This is a genomic window from Sphingomonas sp. CFBP 13720 (assembly GCF_014842075.1).
Lineage (GTDB): Bacteria > Pseudomonadota > Alphaproteobacteria > Sphingomonadales > Sphingomonadaceae > Sphingomonas.
On the sequence record NZ_JACYVA010000001.1, the window covers coordinates 892,484 to 911,567 of the forward strand.

Below are 19,084 nucleotides of genomic sequence, written 5' to 3' on the forward strand. Positions count from 1 at the left end.
CCCGCCCCCTTCCTTGTCGGGAAGGGGGCGGGACGCTTCATTCGGCGGGCACCAATTCGACCACGTCCAGCAGCGATTCGAAACGGGGCCAAGGCAGCACCAGCCGCCATCGGCGGTCGCCGACCCGCTCCATCATGCCCACCATGTCGCGTTCGCCGTCCTGCCCGTATTGCAACGCCGTGCGCTCGTCGCCCAGCGTGAGCGTGCCTAGGAATACCTCGCGCTCGCCATCGGGGAACAACAGGCCCACCGGACGCTGCGATCCGGTCAGCTTGTAGAAGCTGCGCACCCGTCCCTCGTCGTCGATACGGCAATCGAACGCAGGATAGGACGTGAACTCGCCTGTCGCCGTGCCTTTGGCCCCCAGTTTGAACACTCGACAGCGATAGCGGCCCGATGGCGGCGCGCCGGGCAGCGTGCGATCGGAATCGAACAACGCACCCTCTGCCGCCACCCCGGCCGGGTCGGCCGCGCGCGCACGCGGCAAGGCGGCGACCCAAGCGTCGCGCCAACGCCGCAACCGGTCGCGATCCGCCGGGGTCGCCACCCGGCGCCAGTCGTCCGCCGCGCGGGGCGCCGCCGATGCGAACGATGTGGCCGACGGCGTTCCGGCGCACCCGGCCATGGCCATCGCGACGATCGCTGCCCCGATCTTCATCTTGCTGCCACGCCGGTCATCGCGATCTGATGTGTCACGCCGCAGTCCAGCCGCCATCGATCGAAAGGTTCGCACCGGTAATCGCCTTCGCCTCGTCCCGGCACAGATACAGCGCCAGCGATGCGACCTGTTCGGCGGTCACGAATTCCTTGGTCGGCTGCGCATCCAGCAGCACGTCGTTGATGACCTGATCGCGGGTCAGGCCGCGCGACGCCATCGTATCGGGGATCTGGCTTTCGACCAGCGGCGTCCAGACATAGCCGGGCGAGATGCAGTTGGCGGTGATGCCGAACGTCGCGGTTTCCAGCGCGACGGTCTTGGTCAGCCCGGCCAGCCCGTGCTTGGCGGTAACATAGGCCGATTTGTTGGGACTGGCGACCAGACTGTGCGCCGAAGCGGTGTTGATGATCCGGCCCCAGTTCGCGCGCTTCATATGCGGGACGGCGGCACGGATCATGTGAAATGCCGACGACAGGTTGATCGCGATGATGGCATCCCACTTTTCGATCGGGAATTCCTCGATCTTCGCGACATGCTGGATACCCGCATTGTTGACGATGATGTCGACCGATCCGAACTCCGCCGCCGTCCGATCGACCATCGCCGCGATCTGGTCGGGCTTCGTCATGTCGGCGGCATCGTAGCGTGCCTCGGCGCCGCTGGTCGCGGCCAGCGCGGCACGTTCGGTTTCGATCGCATCCCGGTCGCCGAAACCGTTGATGACTACGGTCGCGCCCTCGGCGGCGAACGCCTTGGCATAGGCGAGGCCGATGCCGGAGGTGGAGCCGGTGACGATCGCGGTCTTGCCCTTCAGGAACATCGCTTATCCTTCGCGTTTACGGGGGTGCGGGGTCAGATCGAACGCGGCGGAACGACCGTCGATGATGTTGGCGGCAACGACCTGCGCGTTCGCCATCGTCTCCGCGATCGCGGTGCGCCCGGCGTGCCAATGTTCGGCCATCGTCCGCGCGGAGAATTCGTAATCGCGCGCGCCGCCTTCCCACGCATTGGCGCGGTAGATCAGGTGGACCACGCTCAACGGATATTCGTCGGCCAGCACCTCCAGCGCACGGACGTCGGCATCGTCGCGCAATTCTTCGGGAAGACGCGCCACCAGCCGCCGGATCAGTTCGCGCTCCTGCCGCAGCCGCAACCGCTCCGCCGTCACTTGCCGCGTACGGCTGGAGAAGCGGATTTCCTTTTCGCGCGCCACCACGTCGCCGATGGTACGCGGCATCGTCGCTTCCGCCGGGAACAGATCGACCTGGAACACCAGCATCGGGCAGCGCTGATGATCGAGGATGTGCGTCAGCGGGGTGTTCGACACCAGCCCGCCGTCCCAATACCAGCGCCCGTCGATCTCGACCGGCGGCAGGCCCGGCGGCAAGGCACCCGATGCCATGATATGCCGCGCGTCGATCCGTTCGCGTGCGGTGTCGAAATAGACGAAATTGCCGCTTTCGATATCGACCGCGCCGACCGAAAGCCGCACCGGTCCGTCATTGACCAGATCCCAGTCGACCAGCGCGTCCAGCGTCTCGCGCAACGGAGTCGTATCGTAATAGCTAAGTGCTGCGGCGCTGCCCGGGGTGGCGAATTGCGGCGGCGTGAAACGCGGACGGAAGAAACCGGGTACGCCGGTCGCCAACACGACACTGGCGGACCATTCATGCACCCATTCGCGAATCTGGTCGTCGGGCAGGATCGGGAACCACGGCAACCCGGCCGCCGCCGATTCCCAGAACGTCCGCAACCGTTCCACGCGGCGTTCGGGCGGGTTGCCGGCGAAGATTGCGGCATTGATCGCACCGATCGAGATACCCGCTACCCAGTCGACCTCGATACCCGATTCGGCCAGTCGCTCGACCACCCCGGCCTGATAACTGCCCAGCGCACCACCGCCCTGCAGGACCAGCGCGACACAATCGGGAAGGGGCAGTCCGGGCGGGGACATACGGGGCGGACGGGGGTCGGCTTCGGCCATCGTCGGCACCTTGCGCGTTCTCGGGATCGGGTTCAACGGCCGTACAACCGATTTCATGCAGTTGGGTTGCAACGGACCGCTTAGCTCGCGCATTTCAATACGCATCTCTAACGAACGGACCGCCGCCCATGCGCCTCGACGATCTCGATCCATCCAGCAACGTGCGCGACCTTGGTTCGGGCGGCGGCGGTGGCGGCGGCCTGAACCTGCTGGGGTTCCTGCCATTGCTTCTCGGGCGCGGGCTGGGCTGCGGGACCATCGGCATCCTTGCGATCGTCGCGGTAGCGTTCCTGATGTTCTCGGGCGGTGGCGGCATGTTCGGCGGCGGCAGTCAGGCACCGACCAGCCAGCAGGGATCGGCAAAGGGCAACGTACCCTGCGATACGGCGGAGGAACTGTTCTCGTGCCGCGTGCTGGCGTCCACCGAACAGACATGGGGCACGATCTTCCGCGAACAGGGACAGACCTATCCCGCGCCGACGCTCAGCTTCTATCAGGGCGGCGCGCAGTCGGGCTGCGGCGCGGCGCAGTCGGCGATGGGGCCGTTCTATTGCCCGTCGGATCAGGGCGTGTATCTCGACACCACCTTCTTCCGTGAACTGTCGCAGCGTTTCGGCGCGGCTGGCGATTTCGCGCAGGCCTATGTCATCGCTCATGAAGTGGGTCATCATATCCAGAAGCTGACCGGTGCGACCGACCGCGTCAGCCGCGCGCAGCAGACGGGATCGAAGGCCGAAGGCAATGCGCAGTCGGTCCGTCTGGAATTGCAGGCCGATTGCTATGCCGGCGTCTGGGCGGCACGCAATCGCAACCGGCTCGAACCCGGCGATCTGGAAGAAGGTCTGCGCGCAGCGGAAGCGATCGGCGACGACACGTTGCAGGGCAACAATGCCTCGCCCGAAAGCTTTACCCACGGCACGTCGGCCCAGCGCATGGCGTGGCTGCGGCGCGGGCTGGAGTCGGGCAATCCGACCGCTTGCGACACGTTTTCGGGCGCGATCTGATGAGCGTCGCCTTCCGTCGCGAGGATGACGACGAACACAAGGAGCCCCGGTTCGAACTGCCGCTGCCGCCCGGCCCCAATCTGGTGACACACCGCGGGCTGGCGGCGATGGCGGCCGAAGTCGAACGGCTGGAAGCCGAACTGGCGGCGGAGCGCGATGCCGAACGTCAGGTCGCGCTGAAACGCGACCTGCGCTATTGGCGGACTCGGCATTCCACCGCCGAGATCGCGCCGGTGCCGACCGACGAGGTCGCGTTCGGATCGCGCGTTACCTATCGTCTCAACGGACAGGAACGGACGATCGAACTGGTCGGCAGCGACGAGGCTGATCCGGCCGCGGGGCGCGTAGCCTTCACCGCGCCGCTCGCCGTCGCCCTGACCGGATTGATGGCGGGCGAAACCGGCGATTTCGCGAGCAAGCGCGACGCGATCGAGGTGATCGACACCCGCGCGATCGAAGCATGATCCGTGTCCTCGTCGACGCCGATGCCTGCCCGGTAAAGGATGAGGTTTACCGCGTCGCCGAACGCCATGGAGCGTCGGTCGCAATCGTCAGCAACAGTCACCTGCGCGTACCGCCGCTGGCATGGATCGAACGGATCGTCGTGTCGGACGGGTTCGACGCCGCCGACGATTGGATCGCGGAAGCCGCCGATGCACGCAGCGTCGTCGTGACCGCCGATATCCTGCTGGCCGATCGCTGCATCAAATCGGGGGCGAGCGTGATCGCGCCGACCGGCAAGCTGTTTACCGGTGCCTCGATCGGCGGCGCGATCGCCACACGGGCGATCATGGCCGATCTGCGCGCAGGTGGCGAACAGCTTGGCGGCCCTGCCCCGTTCACGAAGGCCGATCGATCGCGCTTCCTCCAGTCGCTCGACGCGGCGCTGGTACGGCTGAAACGTACCGCGTAAGGAGTTCATCATGGCCGAAAAATTCGAACGTCATCGCCAGCCGTGGCGACAGGACGAAATCCAGAAGCTGCATCAGCTCGCCGCCAAGGGCATGGCGTTGAAGGCGTTGGCGAAAGCGCTGACCCGCAGCGAGGAATCGATCAAGGACCGCGCCAAGGAAGACGGACTGAAAATCGCCAAGTTGCGGTAGCAGCGCTTCGGGTCCGTCAAGATTCCGTCGTAATACGGCAGCGCTTGCTTGGTCCGAATAGCAGAAAGGCCCGGGAAACCCGGGCCTTTCGCATTACGATCATCAGAACCGATCAATAGGTTCCCGGAAAGCTCCGGTTGAGGTTCGTGCTGTTCTCGCCAGTGCCGCTCACGCCGGTTCCGGCCGTGGTCGACGTGCCGGCATTCAGTGCCTGACCGGTCGTGGTCGACGAACCCTGCGACGTGCGGTCCTGCTGGCCGAACCGGTCCTGACCATATTGGTTCTGGCGGTTGCCCTGCTGGTTGCCGAACATCGCCTGACCCTGATCCTCGTCGCGCCATGCCTGCTGCGCTTCGGCGGCAGTCTTGCGCAGCTTGACCTTGTCATCGACCGAATCGACCCAGCGTGACGGGATCGAATGATGGTGGCCACCGGCATCGACGTCGTTCTTGGTCAGGATGATGCGATCACCACGCACCTTGTCGACCGTACCGACATGCTCGCCGTCCGAACCCAAGACTTCCATATGTTCGGATACGCGGGTCAGGCTGTCGCGCTGCCCCTGCCGCTCGGTACGAAAGGCTGCGAACTCGTTCTGGAACTTGCTCGCATTTTCCTGCCGGTACTCGTCATAATCGCGGTCGAACGCGCCGACCTGCGTATCGCGCCACGACCGATAGGCATGATCGCTAGACCGTTCGTCATAGCGTGCCATCTGCTCGTCATAGCGCTGATCGCGTTCGCGACGACGCTCTGCCTCATCGTCGCCGAACCACGACCGGACCTCGTCGCCCGCACGGGCAAGGAAGCCACGATCATCGGCGTCGTACCGCTCGTCCGATCGCGTATCGCGCCGCTGTTCACGGTCGTTATGTTCGGTAAAGCGGTGACCGTCGCTGGCATAGCTGCCGCGATACGGTGCGCCGCGCCCATAGCTGCCTTCATCGCGACCAAAGCGGTTCTCTTCCCGCCCATAGCCGCGACCACCGCGATCGTTCCGGTCGCCATAATCGGACCGGTTGCGATCCGCGCCATATTCCGACCGGTCGTTACCGTACCCGCCGCGCGCACCGCCATAATATTCACGTCCGCCGCGATCGTCGTCACGCGAAGAATTTACACCGTAACGCCGCGACTCGCCACTTCCACTGCTGTTGCCATAGTCGCGGTCGGAACGATAGTCATTGGTCCGGCTGCGATCCCGGTCGCGATACTCGGTATCGCGCGAGGATTGGTCGGGCCGTCCGTAGCGATCATACCCCATCGGAGTCTCCTGCATTTCAACATCATGGTTGCGGCGCAGCAATTTACTTGCGACGTCGTACCACTGAAAACGATGCAGGGGCGGTTGGTTCCAGCGGGGTGACCGACTTGCGATAAACTGCATCAAGCCGGGGACAGGCAGCGGCGCCGATTTTTCACGAACGGAGGGTAATGGACCCCGTTGCATCCGTGTTTGAGGGTCGCTACAGCGACGGCCCCGGCCGTGCCGGGACGAGGGGCGGGGCTGTAGCTCAGATGGGAGAGCGCTGCAATCGCACTGCAGAGGTCAGGGGTTCGATTCCCCTCAGCTCCACCACCCCGCCACTTTCCCGGACGCAACCTTCGATCCGGCCGCGCGCGTTCCTCCCGCTTGATCGACCGCACCGGAACGGATCGTACGTCGTCAGCGGCACCGCGAGACGCATGCTGTGCGATGCCGGATCGTCACACCGGCGTCAGAACAGACCGTCGTCATCTTCTTCCTCTTCCACGACGGCTGTCATCGCTGCAGCAGCAATCATGGACGGAAGCAGGAACCGGGCATGGACAGTGCGCTCCTGCGCCATCGTATAAAGGCTGGCGATCCGGGCCAGCAGTACGATGAGCGATTCCGTCGCGGCGTCATCGGGCTCCGCCTCGGGAAGGCGATGTTCCAACGTTTCCGCCATGGCCCGCAGGACGGCGACGATCGCGAGTTCGGCCTGCAACTGGTTCCCCGTCTGGATCAGCATATCGGCGAGGTTCCGTACATCGTCGCCACCCTCCACGTTGACCTGTTCGGTCCGCTGGCACGCCTGACGGATGATGGTCAGCGCTCCGGCCAGGGTTTCGCCCATGTCGCGGCGGCCCTCGTCGTCGCCGGTCGCGTTCCCGCGCAACTCGGTTTCGATACCGGTAAGGTCGCCGATGGTTTCCGCCACGCTGCCGGTGATGGCAGCCAGCCGCGATGCACAGCCGTCGACTTCCGCCGCGATCACCGACACCGCTTTGCCCTGCGGCCCCATCCGCCATGACAGCACGCCGGTGTTGGTCGCGATGACCTGTACGTTGGCGCGGATCTTACGGATGTTGACCAACCGTGCGGACAACGCCGCCGCCGTGTCGGCGATGACCCCGACCATGGCTTCCGAACGGCGGTTCGCGTCGCGCAGCGTCCCTGTGACACGCTCGATATCGCTGACCCCCTGATCCAGCCGGGTCAGGAACACGCCGCCCCCGCCATCGTCCTGCTCGACGATCAGTTCGCGAAGCATGTCGATATCGGGCGTAAGGTCCGAAAGCGACTTCAGCATCGCGCCGGCTTCACGCCCGAAATCATCGGCGGTCGCGGCGAGCTGCGCCGCCAGAAGCCGGTCGATGTGACCGCACACCGCGGGGTCGGGCACGCCGTCTTCAAAATGGGCGTCGACCAGATCCAGTGCGGTGACGACATGTTCCAGCCGCTGCCGGGTGCTGTCCCCCACCTGCAGCGCGCCGAGTACCACGGCGACCTTACCCTGCACGCTCCGCGCGATGGCGGCCACCTTGCCGGCGAGCGTGGCGACCTTCGCGAGATAGCCGGACAGTTCGCCGGCATCCTTCGCCAGTTGGGCGGGAACGACCGAAACCACCTTCGCACCTTCGGCGGCCAGCGACCGGTCGGCCTGCCGCACTTCGGCGACCGACGCGGTCAACGTCTTCAACTGGGCAAGGAAGCCGTTCAGCTGCTGCTCGGCGGAATTCAGCTTGATCGTCATGTCCTCGACGAACCCGACGAACTGATCCTCGCCGGGGGCCGCGATCTTGATGTTCATGCTGTAGATGTTGAGAAAGCGCAGCGCCCGATACATCTGCATGACATGTTCGTTCAGCGCCTGGGCGATCGAAACGACGCTCGCCATGCGTTCGGCGCGTTCGGATTGCCGGATCGGCAGGGCCATCAATTCCTGCGCAACGTGGCGAAGATCGGCCACCGCGACCCCGGCGGTCTTCTCGTCCAGTGCCGCCGCGACCCCGTCCAGCCCGCCGATGACCCGGCCGATCATCTCCACCGCGCTTGCCAGCGTGGTGCCGGCGCGCAGGAAACGGGCATCCAGGCTGGAAGCGAGCGGCGCGAGTTCCCCGCGAACCGGACATTCGGTCGCGACGGTCGCGTTGGTCGTGTCGACTTTTTCTAAAAACATCGGTCCGTCCCGTCTGTTCTGATTATCTGGCCGCCGCGTGGAGCAGTTCGCGTGCGATGGCGTCGAGCGGCGCGATGCGATCCGCCGCACCACGGGCGATGGCTTCCTTGGGCATGCCGAAGACCACCGACGTGGCTTCGTCCTGGGCAATCGTCCGCGCGCCGGCCTGCTTCATCTCCAGCAGCCCCCGGGCGCCGTCATCCCCCATGCCGGTCATGATGATACCGACCGCGTTGGCACCGGCGTTGCGCGCCGCCGACCGGAACAGCACGTCGACCGACGGGCGATGGCGCGACACCAGCGGCCCCTCCTTCACCGCGACGACATAGCGTGCGCCCTGCCGCTCCAGCATCGTGTGGCGCAGCCCGCCGGGGGCGATCAGGACGTGGCCGCGCATCACGGTGTCGCCGTCCTCCGCTTCCTTCACGTCGACCTCGCACAACGTGTTCAGCCGCTTGGCGAACGCCTTGGTGAAGCTTTCCGGCATGTGCTGGACGATGACGATCCCCGGCGAATTGGCGGGCAGCGCCACCAGCACCTCGCGCAATGCCTCGGTCCCGCCGGTCGACGCGCCGATGCACACCACCATTTCGGTGGTGCGGCTCATTGCCCTGCCGGTGGGCGGGGGCAGTACTGCATCGGCCGTCAGCTTTTTGGGCGGGTCGTTCGCCGCCGATCGCCGCGCGCCCAGCCGGGCCTGCGCCGCACCCTTCACCGTTTCACAGATGTGCAGATGCGCGTCGGCCAGATGGCTCGCGACACCCATCTTCGGTTTCAGGATGATGTCGACGGCACCGGCTTCCAGCGCCTGGAGCAGGGTTTCCGATCCGTCCTCGACCAGCGAGGAACACATCACGACCGGCACCGGGCACTGGACCATCAGCCGGCGCAGGAATGTGATGCCGTCCATCCGGGGCATTTCCACATCCAGCGTGATGACGTCGGGCAATTCGTTCTGGATATAGCGGGCGGCGGCGAACGGGTCCGCCGCGGCGGCGATGACCTCGATCCCCGGATCGGCGGACAGGATGGCGGTCATCGCCTGCCGCACGCTGGCGCTGTCGTCGATGATGAGAACGCGGACTTTCTTCATGGGCACTATGTCCGCTGGAACACGGTGTTGGCCACCGATGTGAGAGGAAGATCGATACCGGCGATCGATTCCGAATGGCCGAGGAACAGGTATCCGCCGGGCTGCAGGCAATCGACCAGCCGGCGAACGACCTGTTCCTGTGTCGGCCGGTCGAAATAGATCAGCACGTTACGGCAGAAGATCAGGTCCATCGGTTCCCCGATGTCATAGCGGTCGTCGATCAGGTTATGCCGGGCAAAGCTGACCGCCGCCTGCAACGCCGGTACGATGCGAACGTCGTTGCGTTTCGCCGCCTTCGCCGCCAGCACATAACGCTGGCGTATCACGGGCGGTACGGGTGCGACCATTTCGGCGGGATAGATGCCACGCTGCGCCACCTCCAGCACTTCGGTGTCCAGATCGGTGGCAAGGATCGTATAGTCCGGCCCGCCATGTTGCGCGGCGAAGCCGTCGATGACCATCGCCATCGTATAGGGTTCGGCACCGGTCGAACACGCCGCGCTCTATGCGCGGATCTTGCGTCGTCCCCCGTCGCGCACGGTCGGCAGGACAGCGTCCCGCAGATAGTCGAAATGGCGCGGTTCGCGAAAGAAATCGGTCTTGTTCGTGGTTACCGCGTTCAACAGGTGGACCAGTTCACCGTCCCGATGACCGTCTTCGAAAAACCATTCGCAATACTCCGCGATCGTCCCCGTACCCGTCGCGCGGACACGACGGCGCAACCGGCCCTCCAGCATCGTGCGCTTGCCGTCGGGCATCTTGATGCCGGCGATGTCGTAGATGAACGCGGCAAGGCGGACGAAATCACCCTTGCCCAGTCGGTCCGGTTCTTCGGACAGGCGCGATACGGGGGCGATCATGGCATTTCCCAGTTGATAATAGCGCGCAACCCCATGACGACGACACCCTTCGCATCCCGCAGCCCCGACGGTCGGGCGACGTACTGGATATCCGGTTGCAGGGTCAGGAACGGGAGCACCCGGTCATTATAGGTCAATTCCAGGACGTTTTCCGACGCAGCCAACACAGGCGCGCCCACCGGGTTCGCGCGGCGATACCGGCGACTGAGGCCCGCCATCGCGTAGCCGATCGATATCCCGCTGTCGGGACGCGACGGGATGATGCCCCGACCAGAGATTCCCAGCTGCACGCCGTTCCCGAACGGGGTGGTCGCACCGTCCGACACCCCGGCCCGCACGAACGCCCGCCAGTAACCTGGGCGATCGGGTGCGCCGGACAGATCCCGTTCCATCAGCACATAGGCACCGCGCGACACGGCCTCGCCGGTTCCGGCAGAAACGCCTGGCGGAACGATTTCAGGCTGGTGGCGTGAATAGGCCCATGCGCCGATCGACACGGTGGTCGGCCCCCGGCGCCCCGCTTCGGCGATGAACAGCGCGGTACGCCTGCCGCCTTGGTCGACCGTTCCGCGCGGCGCGCGTACGACGGCGAATTGGCCATAGTTGCGGGTCCCGGCATAGCGCACCCGCACCGCAAGCTCGGTACGGGGAAAGATCGACGGCCCGTTCGGACCGGTCGACGCAAGCTCCGAACCCATGCCGAACGCCGGACCGATCAGTTGCCCGGCGGCCGGGTTGGAATAGAATTCGCTGTTGATATCGTAGCGTCCGGCCAGCACCGTCAGTCGTCCATCGGCAAAGCCTTGCTGGACCCATGCCTGATACAGATAGAGGTTCGGTGCCCCGACCTCGATATTGTTCACGCCCTGCAACGTCCCGGCCGTATCATTGGGGCGACCGCCGAAATTGTTCAGCAGATCGACAAACGCCGTCGCCCCGCCCCAGCCGATGGCTTGTTCCATATCCGCCGCGACAGTCAGGTCGACATTGTCGAGATAGGTGACATCGCGGCCGCCCCGCCCCGCATCGACGCCCATGACATCGCCTTTATAGACGATGCCGACTTCGAACGGTCGCGACCGGACTTCGTCCGTCGATTGCGCAACGGCAGCAGTCGCCGAACCCATCGCGGTGGTGCAGGCCGCAAGCGTGATCGCCTGTTGCAATTTCATGGGAACGCCCTTCGGAAATGGGTGGGAGGGCGAGCGTCTCGCCCTCCCCGGGACGGCATGATCTATGCCGCGCGCCCGAATTCGGCGTCTTCGGCATCCGGCCCGCCCTGCGTCAGGTCCATGGCGAAGCCACGCGCCCGCGACTGCTGGTCGGCAACCGAACCGGCCTTCGCCTTCGGTCTGGGTGCCTTGGCCACCGCCTTCTTCGCCGGTGCCGGCTTGCGCGCGACCGGTGCTGCCGGACGTGCGGCCGGTTTCACCCGCGCTTCGCTCGCCTCGATCTGAAAGAAGGCGATGTTTTCCTGCAGTTCCTCCGCCTGCCCCGCCAGTTCCTCGGACGTCGAGGAGATCTGTTCGGAGGCCGATGCGTTCTGCTGCGTCACCTTGTCGAGCTGCTGGATCGCCTCATTGATCTGGCTCGACCCGATATCCTGCTCGCGGCACGCGGCGCTGATCTCGCTGACCAGTTCCGCCGTGCGGCGAATGTCGGGCACCAGCTTGGACAGCATCTCGCCCGCCTCGGTCGCGGCCGTCACGGTGTCGGACGACACCGCGCTGATCTCGGCGGCTGCCGTCTGGCTGCGTTCGGCCAGCTTGCGCACTTCGGATGCGACCACCGCAAAGCCCTTGCCATGCTCGCCGGCCCGTGCCGCCTCGACCGCCGCGTTCAGCGCGAGCAGATCGGTCTGGCGGGCGATTTCCTGCACGATGCCGATCTTCTGCGCGATGGTGCGCATCGCGCCCACGGCCCGGTCGACCGCGATGCCGCTGGCCTCGGCGTCCTTCGACGACTGGCGCGCGATCTTTTCGGTCTGCGCCGCGTTGTCGGCATTCTGTTTGATGTTGGCGGTCATCTGTTCCATCGACGCCGATGCTTCCTCGGCGGCTGCGGCCTGCTCGGTTGCGCCCTGTGCCATCTGGTCGGCGGTCGACGACAGCTGCTGTGTGCCCGCCGCGACATTCTGTGCCGCGACACCGGCATCGCCCAGCACGCCGCGCAGGCGGCTGACCATCGAGACGAACGAGTGGCCCAGCTTGTCCCTGTCCGACAGCGGCTTGTAGTCGACGGTCAGGTCGCCCTGCGCGATCGTGTCGGCCAGCGCCGCCGATTTGCGCAGGTTGACGGTCATCCGGTTGACGGTATCGACCAGATCCTTGATCTCGTCGTTGCTGGTGACCGTGATCTCGTTGTCGAGATCGCCGATCGCGACGGCATCGATCGCGGTGCCGACCCGGCGCAGGCCGAGCGAGACGATCCGCGAAACCCAGATCGCACCGCCCACGGCGATCAGCAGCGCCAGACCGGCCGTGACGAGAAGCGTCATGCGCGCTTCGGCGTACAGCGCGTCGCCGGCCTGATCGCCCTTCTTCAGTTCGCCCTGCTGCTTGGTGATGATCTTGTCGAGCAGGTCGCCTACCTTCTGGTTGGCCTGCCGTGCTGCGCCCAGCGAGATGACGCCGGCCTCTTCGGTCTTGTTCTGCAACCCCAACGCCACGGCACGATCGCTGACGACCTTATAGTCTTCCCAATATTGCTTTGCCGTCTCGTACGACGTCCGATCCTCGGGGTCCGTCGTGTTCTTGATCGCCTCGTCGATCGTCGCGTCTCCGCGCGCGCGCTGGCTTTTCATCTCCGCGAGTATCTGGTCCATCTGCTGTCGGTCGTTCGTGATCGCGAGATTCTTCTCGCCGACGATCGCCGAGGTCACCGCATCATTGAACGTGGTCGCTCGGGCAATATCGGTAACGGGACCATCGATCAGGTCGCTCATCGCACCGTTCAACGTTGCAAGGCGAGTCACGCCTATGCCGACGACGACTGCGAGAAGGAGCAGGACGACTGCAAACGTCGCCCCGAGTTTCATTTTGATCGTTGCACGCATCGGATAAAGGCTCTCTAGACTTAGAAAATCAGCAGATAAGGTGACGACGGTGCCCATGCGCGTGGCGCGGACAGGTTGATCGCAACGTCGGGCGCGCGCTGATATCGCGGGCACGCCGCCCGTCAGGCGGCGGCCGTGAGCGCGGAGAAATCGATCGCCCCGTCTTCGGCTTCGAAGATGCGGGCGGGGGAGAGCAGGACGACGAAGCCGCCGCCGCTGCGCACGATCCCGTCGATGTAATCCGATCGCCAGCGCACCCCGATGTCGGGTGTCGTCTCGATCGCATCGGCTGTGAAGGTCGCGACATCCAGCACGCGGTCGACGATCACGCCCAGCGTCAGCAGGCGCTCGTCGCACTGGACGCTCACCACCAGAATACGGGTCATGGGACCGACGGTCGCGGCAGGCAGACCGAGGCGGACGCGCAGGTCGATCATCGGAATGGCATCGCCACGCACGTCGATCAGACCGGCGAGCCAGCGCGGCCCCTGCGGCATCTGGAAAGCTTCGCGATAGTCGAGGATTTCCCGGACCGTGCCCACCGGGAGGGCGAAGGTCTCGCCCCCCAGGTTGAACACGACCGCTTCGATATTGGCCGCCGGGGTCATGCCGCGCGCCCGAATTCGGCGTCTTCGGCGTCCGGGCCGCCCTGCGTCAGGTCCATGGCGAAACCACGCGCCCGCGACTGCTGGTCGGCGACCGAACCGGCCTTCGCCTTCGGCTTGGCTGCCTTGGTCACCGCCTTCTTCGCCGGTGCCGGCTTGCGCGCGACCGGTGCGGCCGGACGTGCGGCGGGTTTGGCACGGGTGTCGGTCGCCTCGATCTGGAAGAAGGCGATGTTTTCCTGCAGTTCCTCCGCCTGCCCCGCCAGTTCCTCGGACGTCGAGGAAATCTGTTCGGAGGCCGATGCGTTCTGCTGCGTCACCTTGTCGAGCTGCTGGATCGCCTCGTTGATCTGGCTCGACCCGATGTCCTGCTCGCGGCACGCAGAGCTGATCTCGCTGACCAGTTCCGCCGTGCGGCGAATGTCGGGCACCAGCTTGGACAGCATCTCGCCCGCCTCGGTCGCGGCGGTCACCGTATCCGACGACACCGCGCTGATCTCGGCGGCTGCCGTCTGGCTGCGTTCGGCCAGCTTGCGCACTTCGGATGCGACCACCGCAAAGCCCTTGCCATGCTCGCCGGCCCGTGCCGCCTCGACCGCCGCGTTCAGCGCGAGCAGATCGGTCTGGCGGGCGATTTCCTGCACGATGCCGATCTTCTGCGCGATGGTGCGCATCGCGCCCACGGCCCGGTCGACCGCGATGCCGCTGGCCTCGGCGTCCTTCGACGACTGGCGCGCGATCTTTTCGGTCTGTGCCGCATTGTCGGCATTCTGTTTGATGTTGGCGGTCATCTGTTCCATCGACGCCGACGCTTCCTCGGCGGCGGCGGCCTGTTCGGTCGCGCCCTGCGACATCTGGTCCGCCGTCGACGACAGTTGCTGCGTGCCCGACGCGACATTCTGTGCGGCCTGGGTGGCGTCGCCGATCACGCTGCGCAGGCGATTGGTCATGCTGACCAGCGCGTGGCCCAATGAGTCCTTGTCCGACAACGGCTGGTAATCGACGCTCAGGTCACCCCGCGCGATCGTCTCCGCCAGCGCTGCCGACTTGCGCAGGTTCACCGTCATGCGGTTGACCGTGTCGACCAGATCCTTGATCTCGTCGTTGCTGGTGACCATCACCTGATTGTCGAGATCGCCGATCGACACCGCGTCGATCGCGGCACCGACCCGCCGAAGACCGCCCGAGACGACCCGCGAAACCCACGTCGCACCGGCAACGGCAAGTAGCATTGCGATGCCAGCGACGACCAGCAGCAGCGTCCGGGCCATATCGTACGTCTCAGTTGCCTCGGCCGAAGCGATCGCCATCTGCTCCTGAGAGAAGGTAATGAGCTTTTCGATCGTGGCGCTGAGCATCATCACCTTGTCCCGGGCCTCGCCGGTCGACAGCGCGACGCCCTCCGCATTCTTGTTCTGCTCGCCGAGCGCTACGACCCGTTCGTTCAGAACCTTGTACGCGTTCCAGTTCGCCTGAGCGTCGACCCACAACTGCTTGTCTTCGGGAGATACGGCCAGCTTCGCACCTTCGGCCAGCTTGGCATCCACGTTGGCGCGCTGCTTGCTCATCCGCGCCTTGAACTCGGCATTCTGGACGGGATCGTCTGTCATCAGGATGTTCTTTTCGTTGCGAACCACACGGCCCGCATCGCCATCGAGTGTCTGGGCGATGTTAAGCCGCCTAGCCGGACCCTCGACGACGCCGGTCAGCGCCGCGTTCAGGCTGCCCATCCGGCTGACGCTAAGGCCGACGACGGCGACCAGCATCAATACGAGGATCGCGAACGTCGCGCCCAGTTTCATCTTGATCGTTGCACGCATTGAAAAGCCCCCCTGGCTTCGGAAATCAGTGAATGGTGGAAACGCCGGCCCGTGCGGCCAGCATTTGGAACAAGGCATGCAGGTCGGGCAGCACGACGATGCCGTTGTCCCGCTTGAAAAGGCCGCGGACATGTTCGCGTGGCCAGCGCATTCCGATCGCCGGCGGCGCTTCGCAGGTGGCGGTGTCGAACGTCGCGACTTCCTCGACGCTGTCGGTGGTCAGGCCGATCAGCGTCGGCTCGTCGTCGATCGTCAGTTCGACCACGATGATACGGCTGTCCGGCGTCGCGTCCTGTCGCTCCATCCCGAACGCCGGGCGCAGATCGGCCAGCGGGATGACGCGTCCGCGAAAGTTGATGACATGGCCGACCAGCGCGTCGGCGCCGGGAACCGGGGTGCGCGGCACCATGTCGAGGATCTCGCGGACCAGCACGGCATCGAGCGCGAAGGTTTCGCCGCCCATGCCGAAGGTCAGGACTTCCAGCGCGGTATCGGCCGGGGGGAGTGACGGGTTGGGATCGGTCATATCATGCAGCGGCACGGGGCCGCTCCTCCCGGGGTTGGGCCGCCGCGACGAGCTGGCCGATGTCGAGGATCAGGGCGACGCTGCCGTCGCCGAGAATGGTCGCGCCCGCAAAGGACGTGACGCTCCGGTGCAGGGCGGTCAGCGACTTGATGACCGTCTGGTGATTGCCGATGATCTGGTCGACGACGAGGCCGACCCGTTCCTGCCCGACCGAGATGACGACGATCTTCTGGTACGGATCGGGCGGGGTGCCGGTCGCGAACATCTCACGCAACCGCACGAACGGAATCAGCCGGTCGCGCAGCGTGATGAGGTTCTGCCCGCGCGATCGCTGGTCGTCCTCGGTCGTCAGTTCGAGACATTCCTCGACCGCCGTCAGCGGCAGGACGTAGCTTTCCTCGCCGACCCGGACCAGCAGCCCCTCGATGATCGCCAGCGTCAGCGGAATACGCAGCGTGATCGTCGATCCCGCGCCTTCGACGCTGGCGATGTCGATCGTGCCGCGCAGGCTTTCGATCGTACGCTTGACCACGTCCATGCCGACGCCGCGCCCGGACAGGTTGGTCACCGCCGAAGCGGTCGAGAAACCCGGCGCGAAGATCAACTGGAGCAGTTCGCCATCGGCAAGCGGCTGCCCCGGCTCGATCAGTCCGCTGGCCTCCGCCTTGGCGCCCACCCGCGCCCGATCGATGCCCCGGCCGTCGTCGCGGATGGTGATGACCACTTCGCCCCCGGCCTGATGCGCGGACAGGAGCACCGTGCCGGCCTCGGGCTTGCCGCCGGCCAGCCGTTGCTCGCCCGGCTCCAGACCATGATCGCAACTGTTGCGGATCAGGTGGACCAGCGGATCGAACAGCCGTTCGATCACGGTCTTGTCCAGTTCGGTATGCTCGCCTTCGGTGACCAGTTCGATCGCCTTGCCAGTGTCGCGCGACAGATCGTGGATCAGCCGGCGGAACCGACCGAACAACTGGGATACGGGCACCATGCGCAGCACCATCATCGTATCGCGCAGTTCGCCCGCAAGCCGTTCGATCTCTTCGGAAATGGAGCGCATCGCCACGCCGCCATCCTGCTGCGCCAATTGCGACAGGCGACTCTGCGCGATGACCAGTTCGCCGACCCGGTCCATCAGCGCATCGAGCCGCTCGGCGGGCACGCGGACGCTTTCGCCCGCCGGCTTCGTCGCACCGCGGGCAACGACCGGATCGTCGACCGCCGCGGCGGGCGCCTCCGCTACGGGAGCAGGCGCGTCGGCGACCGCGTCGGCGCCGGCCGCATCGATCGGCTCGATCGACAGCGTCATATCGTCCATGACGAAGATGAAGACGTCCTCGATATCCCCGCGCGAAATGTCGCCGATCAGCGTCACATCCCAGCCAAGGTGGATTTCGGCGACGGCAAGGTCGTCGAGCGGCGGCACCGTGTCGGTCCGCGCGACGATCGTGCAATCGCCCAACTCACGCAGTTCGTCGAGCAGCATCAACGGGTTGGTGCCGTTGACCATCGCGTCGGCGGGCAGGCGGAACGACAGCTGCCATCCTCGCGCGCTGCCCGTTGGGGCGGCTTGTCCGACCGGCCCGCCACGGGCCGCATCGACTGCCCGTGCCAGCCGCACGAGGATCTCGTCGCCGACCGCTGCGGGGGCATCGCCCGCGACCAGCGCGCGCATGTGATCGCCCGCCGACAGGATGACGGCCACCATTTCCTCGGTCGCGGGGACGGTGCCCTTGCGGACCTGGTCGAAGGCGCTTTCGCAATGATGGGTGAAGCCGGCCAGCGCGTCGAAGCCGAACATCGCGCCCGAGCCTTTCAGCGTGTGCAGCCCCCGGAACACCGCGTTGACGACGTCCATGTCGTCCAGCCGATGCCCCAGATCGAGCAGCCCCTGCTCCACCTGGTCGAGCAGTTCGTCCGCTTCGACGCGGAAGGCTGCGATCGGATCGTTCGCGGTCATCGGCCCAGCACCTTGCGTGCGACCTTGACCAGCTGGTCGGGCACGAACGGCTTGACCAGCCATCCGGTCGCGCCCGCCGCCTTGGCCTGCGCCTTCATGTCGGCGTCGGATTCGGTGGTCAGGAAGATGATCGGGATACCCGCCTGCGCGGGCTGGCTGCGCAGTTCGCGGATCATCGTCAGCCCGTCCATGTTGGGCATGTTGAGATCGGTGACGATCATGTCGAACCGGGTCGCGGCCGCCTTGGCCAGCCCTTCGACGCCGTCGCCGGCCTCGGTCACGGCATAGCCCGCGCCGGTCAGCGCGATGCGGATCGCCATGCGCAGACTGGCACTGTCGTCGACGGTAAGAATGGATGCGGTCATTGGATGGTGGCTCCCTGCGACCAGAATGGATGCGCGCCGGTCATGAATCCGGCGCGTTCGAGAAGCCGTGCGAAGCCCGCATCGATCGGGCCGGCCAGTGCGATGTCGGCACCGGTCGCGGCCGCATGGATGCGCGCGGCTTCGATGATCTGCACGAAGCGGATGTCCGGATCGCGTACTTCTGAAAGATCAATCGCGACGGATGGGTATTGTGACAACGAAGTGTTCAGCGCATCGCGGAACCGGGACAGCCGTTCGAGCGGTCCTTCGTCGACACCATCGTCGATGCGTACTATAGGGTCGGTCATCATGGAGACGCACACCTTGTGTTTCCGGTGGCTCGTTTCCTAAACGAAACATCCTAATAACCCGGTCAACCCGACGTATACGTTTTGGAAACCCGACGTCTTTCCGTACTCTTCGCAGTCGTGCCGATCGAATCTAACTCGGAACCAACAGCTTGACTTGCGATGGCACTGACAGGCGCGATCGTTGGCCAAGGTGAATCCCACTGCGGCGCGCCCCCTTCCCGACGCGCGCCGATCGACAGGCCGCGTGAACCGCAACCCGAGTGAACCGGTTGCGTTCTACGCAGGACGACCCGGCACCGCTTCGTTGCAGAACCCCGG

The 19,084-nt window shown here is 65.5% G+C and carries 19 protein-coding genes, 1 tRNA gene and 1 pseudogene; 5 read left to right on the forward strand and 16 right to left on the reverse strand.

Going from position 1 to position 19,084, the window contains the following annotated elements; genetic code table 11:
• Positions 1–37: 37 nt before the first annotated feature.
• Genes IFT55_RS04285 through IFT55_RS04295 form a run of 3 tightly spaced genes read right to left on the reverse strand, consistent with a single transcriptional unit; the run spans position 38 to position 2,642 of the window.
• Entirely contained in the window at positions 38–658 is a 621-nt protein-coding gene (locus tag IFT55_RS04285) for a DUF4893 domain-containing protein (protein WP_249403552.1), read from the reverse strand.
• Between the two features lie 34 nt (positions 659–692).
• Entirely contained in the window at positions 693–1,478 is a 786-nt protein-coding gene (locus tag IFT55_RS04290) for a 3-hydroxybutyrate dehydrogenase (protein WP_192089347.1), read from the reverse strand.
• 3 nt (positions 1,479–1,481) lie between these two features.
• The gene (locus tag IFT55_RS04295) at positions 1,482–2,642 is read right to left on the reverse strand and encodes a patatin-like phospholipase family protein (RefSeq protein WP_192089349.1); all 1,161 of its coding nucleotides are present in this window, start codon (positions 2,640–2,642) and stop codon (positions 1,482–1,484) included.
• Between the two features lie 128 nt (positions 2,643–2,770).
• Between IFT55_RS04295 and ypfJ the strand changes: the two genes are divergently transcribed.
• The 4 genes from ypfJ to IFT55_RS04315 are packed head-to-tail and all read left to right on the forward strand — an operon-like array spanning position 2,771 to position 4,749.
• Positions 2,771–3,646 carry a KPN_02809 family neutral zinc metallopeptidase gene (ypfJ, locus tag IFT55_RS04300; RefSeq protein ID WP_192089351.1) on the forward strand — a complete coding sequence of 292 codons (876 nt, stop codon included), beginning with the start codon at positions 2,771–2,773 and terminating at the stop codon, positions 3,644–3,646.
• The gene (locus IFT55_RS04305; protein ID WP_192089353.1) at positions 3,646–4,110 is read left to right on the forward strand and encodes a GreA/GreB family elongation factor; all 465 of its coding nucleotides are present in this window, start codon (positions 3,646–3,648) and stop codon (positions 4,108–4,110) included. Before ypfJ ends, IFT55_RS04305 begins: the two co-directional genes overlap by 1 nt.
• On the forward strand, positions 4,107–4,559 hold the full coding sequence (locus IFT55_RS04310) for a YaiI/YqxD family protein (RefSeq protein WP_192089355.1): 453 nt from the start codon (positions 4,107–4,109) through the stop codon (positions 4,557–4,559). The genes IFT55_RS04305 and IFT55_RS04310 overlap by 4 nt, the downstream gene beginning before the upstream one ends.
• Before the next feature lie 10 nt (positions 4,560–4,569).
• Entirely contained in the window at positions 4,570–4,749 is a 180-nt protein-coding gene (locus tag IFT55_RS04315) for a hypothetical protein (protein ID WP_192089357.1), read from the forward strand.
• Positions 4,750–4,861: 112 nt separating this feature from the next.
• On the opposite strand, the gene IFT55_RS04320 is transcribed toward IFT55_RS04315, so the two are convergent.
• Positions 4,862–6,013 (reverse strand): DUF2171 domain-containing protein, encoded by a 1,152-nt coding sequence (locus IFT55_RS04320; RefSeq protein ID WP_192089359.1) that lies wholly within the window; start codon positions 6,011–6,013, stop codon positions 4,862–4,864.
• 239 nt (positions 6,014–6,252) lie between these two features.
• Here IFT55_RS04320 and IFT55_RS04325 point away from each other — a divergent pair.
• Positions 6,253–6,328: transfer RNA gene (locus IFT55_RS04325), tRNA-Ala, on the forward strand.
• Between the two features lie 139 nt (positions 6,329–6,467).
• Here the strand turns inward: IFT55_RS04325 and IFT55_RS04330 are convergent.
• The 12 genes and pseudogenes from IFT55_RS04330 to IFT55_RS04380 all read right to left on the reverse strand — a co-directional run bounded on the left by IFT55_RS04330 (position 6,468) and on the right by IFT55_RS04380 (position 18,766).
• Positions 6,468–8,174 carry a hypothetical protein gene (locus IFT55_RS04330; protein WP_192089361.1) on the reverse strand — a complete coding sequence of 569 codons (1,707 nt, stop codon included), beginning with the start codon at positions 8,172–8,174 and terminating at the stop codon, positions 6,468–6,470.
• A gap of 22 nt (positions 8,175–8,196) precedes the next feature.
• The gene (locus tag IFT55_RS04335; protein ID WP_192089363.1) at positions 8,197–9,267 is read right to left on the reverse strand and encodes a protein-glutamate methylesterase/protein-glutamine glutaminase; all 1,071 of its coding nucleotides are present in this window, start codon (positions 9,265–9,267) and stop codon (positions 8,197–8,199) included.
• 5 nt (positions 9,268–9,272) lie between these two features.
• A pseudogene (locus IFT55_RS17670) lies at positions 9,273–9,758 on the reverse strand (CheR family methyltransferase); the annotation flags it as partial.
• Positions 9,759–9,770: 12 nt separating this feature from the next.
• Complete coding sequence (locus IFT55_RS17675; RefSeq protein WP_342029229.1) at positions 9,771–10,127, reverse strand: hypothetical protein; 357 nt, start codon at positions 10,125–10,127, stop codon at positions 9,771–9,773.
• A complete protein-coding gene (locus IFT55_RS04345; RefSeq protein ID WP_192089365.1) occupies positions 10,124–11,299 on the reverse strand; it encodes a carbohydrate porin in 1,176 nt (391 codons plus the stop codon). Before IFT55_RS04345 ends, IFT55_RS17675 begins: the two co-directional genes overlap by 4 nt.
• Positions 11,300–11,361: 62 nt before the next feature.
• On the reverse strand, positions 11,362–13,182 hold the full coding sequence (locus IFT55_RS04350) for a methyl-accepting chemotaxis protein (RefSeq protein ID WP_192089367.1): 1,821 nt from the start codon (positions 13,180–13,182) through the stop codon (positions 11,362–11,364).
• A gap of 122 nt (positions 13,183–13,304) precedes the next feature.
• On the reverse strand, positions 13,305–13,790 hold the full coding sequence (locus IFT55_RS04355) for a chemotaxis protein CheW (RefSeq protein WP_192089369.1): 486 nt from the start codon (positions 13,788–13,790) through the stop codon (positions 13,305–13,307).
• The gene (locus tag IFT55_RS04360) at positions 13,787–15,607 is read right to left on the reverse strand and encodes a methyl-accepting chemotaxis protein (RefSeq protein WP_192089371.1); all 1,821 of its coding nucleotides are present in this window, start codon (positions 15,605–15,607) and stop codon (positions 13,787–13,789) included. Before IFT55_RS04360 ends, IFT55_RS04355 begins: the two co-directional genes overlap by 4 nt.
• A 25-nt stretch (positions 15,608–15,632) precedes the next feature.
• Positions 15,633–16,148, reverse strand: a complete 516-nt coding sequence (locus IFT55_RS04365) for a chemotaxis protein CheW (RefSeq protein WP_342029230.1) — start codon at positions 16,146–16,148, stop codon at positions 15,633–15,635.
• Complete coding sequence (locus tag IFT55_RS04370) at positions 16,135–18,090, reverse strand: chemotaxis protein CheA (RefSeq protein WP_192089373.1); 1,956 nt, start codon at positions 18,088–18,090, stop codon at positions 16,135–16,137. The genes IFT55_RS04365 and IFT55_RS04370 overlap by 14 nt, the downstream gene beginning before the upstream one ends.
• A complete protein-coding gene (locus IFT55_RS04375) occupies positions 18,087–18,455 on the reverse strand; it encodes a response regulator (protein ID WP_192089374.1) in 369 nt (122 codons plus the stop codon). Before IFT55_RS04375 ends, IFT55_RS04370 begins: the two co-directional genes overlap by 4 nt.
• The gene (locus IFT55_RS04380; RefSeq protein ID WP_192089376.1) at positions 18,452–18,766 is read right to left on the reverse strand and encodes an STAS domain-containing protein; all 315 of its coding nucleotides are present in this window, start codon (positions 18,764–18,766) and stop codon (positions 18,452–18,454) included. The genes IFT55_RS04375 and IFT55_RS04380 overlap by 4 nt, the downstream gene beginning before the upstream one ends.
• Positions 18,767–19,084: the final 318 nt, after the last annotated feature.